This is a genomic window from Mesorhizobium sp. M2A.F.Ca.ET.037.01.1.1 (assembly GCF_003998075.1).
Lineage (GTDB): Bacteria > Pseudomonadota > Alphaproteobacteria > Rhizobiales > Rhizobiaceae > Mesorhizobium.
This window is the reverse complement of sequence record NZ_RZSA01000786.1, coordinates 1-3,222: the sequence shown is the minus strand read 5'-3', so window position 1 is coordinate 3,222 and position 3,222 is coordinate 1. Positions and strand designations below refer to the sequence as shown.

5 protein-coding genes are annotated in these 3,222 nt (G+C 66.3%); 1 reads left to right on the top strand and 4 read right to left on the bottom strand.

Annotation, left to right across the window (positions count from 1 at the left end; translation table 11 throughout):
• Positions 1 to 100 precede the first annotated feature (100 nt).
• The 4 genes from EOA27_RS28975 to EOA27_RS28960 all read right to left on the bottom strand — a co-directional run bounded on the left by EOA27_RS28975 (position 101) and on the right by EOA27_RS28960 (position 2,009).
• Complete coding sequence (locus EOA27_RS28975) at positions 101 to 406, bottom strand: hypothetical protein (protein ID WP_126080285.1); 306 nt, start codon at positions 404 to 406, stop codon at positions 101 to 103.
• Positions 407 to 493: 87 nt separating this feature from the next.
• Complete coding sequence (locus EOA27_RS28970; RefSeq protein ID WP_126080286.1) at positions 494 to 1,180, bottom strand: DUF1223 domain-containing protein; 687 nt, start codon at positions 1,178 to 1,180, stop codon at positions 494 to 496.
• A gap of 119 nt (positions 1,181 to 1,299) precedes the next feature.
• Complete coding sequence (locus EOA27_RS28965) at positions 1,300 to 1,644, bottom strand: antibiotic biosynthesis monooxygenase (protein WP_126080287.1); 345 nt, start codon at positions 1,642 to 1,644, stop codon at positions 1,300 to 1,302.
• Complete coding sequence (locus EOA27_RS28960; protein WP_126080288.1) at positions 1,641 to 2,009, bottom strand: NIPSNAP family protein; 369 nt, start codon at positions 2,007 to 2,009, stop codon at positions 1,641 to 1,643. The genes EOA27_RS28965 and EOA27_RS28960 overlap by 4 nt, the downstream gene beginning before the upstream one ends.
• A 271-nt stretch (positions 2,010 to 2,280) precedes the next feature.
• Here EOA27_RS28960 and EOA27_RS28955 point away from each other — a divergent pair, with 271 nt between their 5' ends.
• Positions 2,281 to 2,955, top strand: coding sequence for a winged helix-turn-helix domain-containing protein (locus EOA27_RS28955; RefSeq protein WP_126080289.1), 675 nt, complete (start codon positions 2,281 to 2,283; stop codon positions 2,953 to 2,955).
• Positions 2,956 to 3,222 lie beyond the last annotated feature (267 nt).

Sequence of the window (3,222 nt, the reverse complement as noted above, 5' to 3'; positions counted from 1 at the left end):
GCGGGGGAGAGGTGGATCGGCGCGCAGCGCCGAGACGGAGCGGGGGCCAGCGCTGACATTCGCGATTGGCTGCGAAGCCGGCTGCCCCGCGAGCTCAGCCTCACTGAGCAGTGCTATCCGCCGGCTTCATGGCGTCCGTCGCCGGCTTCATGGCGTCGGTTGCAGGCTTCATCGCATCCACCGGTTTCATGGCATCCGTGGTCGGCTTCATCGCCTCAGTGCTCATCGCGTCGGGCTTCATGGCGTCGGCCGGTTTCATCGCGTCCGTCGCTGGCTTCATCGCATCCGTCGCCATGGCATTGGCGGGCTTCATGGCGTTGGTCGTGTCGTCGGCGCGGGCGCCGGCAACGAAGACCGCGGCGGAAAGCGCGAGGGCCAGAGCCGGCAGCGTGAGGAACTTGGTCATCAGATAGTCTCCTTGGTTTGGCGCGCGCATGCGGGCCTTGGTGAAGCGTTGCCGCCCATGCGGCCCCGCGCGAAAGGGAATGAAAAATCAGTTGGCGGCGGCAGCCAGGATCGGCCCGCCGCGCGGCGCCTGCACCAGCACGGCGGTGGCCAAGCCGCCGCTGGCCGCCGGCAGCGGCAGCGTCGTTGCGTCGCCGTTCCAGCTGCCGAGCCTTGTCAGCGCATGCACGACATTGGCGTGCGGCAGCGTGCGGCCGGTGTTCTCGCCGCGCGCCACCGGCACCTCGACGACGCCTCTGTTGTAACGCACCAGCCAGATGTCGGCGCCGCCGCCGGGCGCCTTGCCGGCGCCGATGCTGACCTTGCCCGGCCCAAGCAAAAGCTCCGGACCCTGCGGGTGGCCGCTGTTGGCGATGAGGCCCTGGATCTCGCCCGGCGCCGCGCCCACGGCGTCATGGCTGCCATTCACCACCACCTGCGGCGTGAACGGCCCGTCGCGGCCGAGCGGCGGCTCATAGGTCACCTGGCGATCGGTGAATTCCTTGCGGCCGAAGGTGTCCTTCCAGCCGAGATAGTCCCAATAGGTGACGTTGAACGACAGCGCCAGCACACCCGGCTGGTCCTTGACCTTGATCAGGTTGGCGTTGGCCGGCGGGCAGGACGAGCAGCCCTGGCTGGTGAACAGCTCGACCACGGTCAGCGGCTGGGCGGCCGCGGCGCCGATGGTGGCCGCGAGCATCGCGCCGGCGCGCAGGCTCGTCTTCAATCCGGTCATGGGAAGCAATCTCCGTAGCGGGGTCATGCTCCCATTTCGCCGGGGCGGATCGCTTCGTTACAGCCTTCACCGGTTTGTGATAGCAGCCCTCCGCTTCTCCTCCGATCGCGGACGAAGGCTCACCCGTTCGCCGCGCGGCTGTCTTCCGGCGCTTCGGCCCTTTCCGTCAGCCCGTAATCGCGCACGACCTGGGCGATGCGCAGACGATAGCCGGCAAAGATGCCGCCGCGTCCGGCCTGCTGCGCCTGGCGGTGCTCCTCGGTGTTGCGCCAGTCTTTCACCGCTTCCTCGTCGCGCCAGAAGGACAGCGACAGCATGCGCTTCGGATCGGTCAGACTCTGGAAGCGCTCGACCGAGATGAAGCCGTCGATGCTCTCGAGCAATGGCCTGAGCTCGGCGGCGATGCCGAGATAGGCATCGCGCTTTCCTTCCGCCGGCTCGACCTCGAAGATGACAGCGATCATGCCTCTATTCCTTCCTTGACGGTCACGTGGGTGCGAAAGAGCTGCCTTGGACCATGCGGCCCCGACACCAGCTTCAGGAAGACGCGATCTTCCTTCAAGATGAACTTCTCGCGCCTGGCGAACTCGTAATTTGCCTTGCCCGCGGGGTCGGCGGCAAGCCGGGCGCGATAGGCCTCATAGGCGGCGAGGCTTTCGATGTTGTAGGCGGCGTAAGCCGTGGTGGACGAGCCTTCATGTGGCGCGTAGTAGCCGATTAGCTCGGCGCCGCAGCGCGGAATGGCCTGGCCCCAGGCGCGCGCATATTGCTCGAAGGCCGCCCGGCCGAACGGGTCGATCTCGTAGCGGATGAAGCAGGTGATGGTCATGTCGGTCTCCTCGTCGGTTGGCTTGCGCACATCGATGCTTCGACCGTGATCGAAACATCGCTGGCGGCTCTGTGCTAGAGCAGGATGACGTTTCGTCGAATCGTCATCCTGCTCTAACTCTTTGTTGGAGCATGATCTTTTCCGAAAACCGGTTCCCACTTTTCGGGATCATGCTCTAGGCATCCTCCTGTCAGGAGTGTTTGCCCGGGCTGCTTGAGATGACCCCAGAATAATGCTTCCCTGACGGGAATGCTTCGATGAGGATCGAACCATGCGTGAAGGACCCGATATCGCCCGCATCGCCAGCCTGGTCGGCGACCCGGCCCGCGCCAACATGCTGAACGCGCTGATGGGCGGCACGGCGCTGACGGCGTCGGAACTGGCGCTGGAAGCCGGCGTGTCGCTGCCCACGGCTTCCTCGCATCTGTCCAAGCTTATGGAAGGCGGCTTGCTGACCTTGGCCAGCCAGGGCCGTCACCGCTATTACGGGCTGGCCAGCGCGCAGGTGGCCGGCATGATCGAGGCGATCATCGGCGTCGCCGAGGCGGTCGGCCCGAAGCGGGTGCGGCCGGGACCGCGCGACGCGGCCATGCGCGTGGCGCGGGTCTGCTACGACCACCTCGCCGGCGAGCAGGCGGTGGCGATGCTCGACCGGCTCTTCGACAGGAAGCTTTTGCTGCGCGAGGACAACGAGATCCGCCTCTCGTCAGCCGGCGCCTCGCATTTTTCCGCGCTCGGCATCGAGATCCAGGCCAAGGCGCGGCGGCCGGTGTGCCGCGCCTGCCTCGACTGGAGCGTGCGGCGATCCCATCTCGCCGGCACGCTCGGGGCCGCTATCCTAGACAGGATCATCGCCGAGAAATGGGCCCGCCGCGAGAAGGACAGCCGCGCCGTGGTGTTTTCGCCCGGAGGAAAGCGGGAGTTCGAAAGGGTGTTTCTGTCCTAGGGGGCGCGCACTAACGACAGCCTCGCAATGCTGGCGCGAGGCCCCCCTCTCTGCCCTACCGGGCATCTCCCCCTCAAGGGGGGAGATCGGATGTCACGCTCTCTTTCGCTAATCGTCAACGTTGCAGAAGAGGCGCCGCGCCAAAGCTGCCAATCTCCCCCTTGAGGAGGTTGAGGAGCGGTCCGCGCAATGGACGGAAAGCCAATTGCTTGGCTTTCCGAGCGACGAAAGCCCTGAGCGACAGCGAAGGGCCGCGCAGTCCGGCAG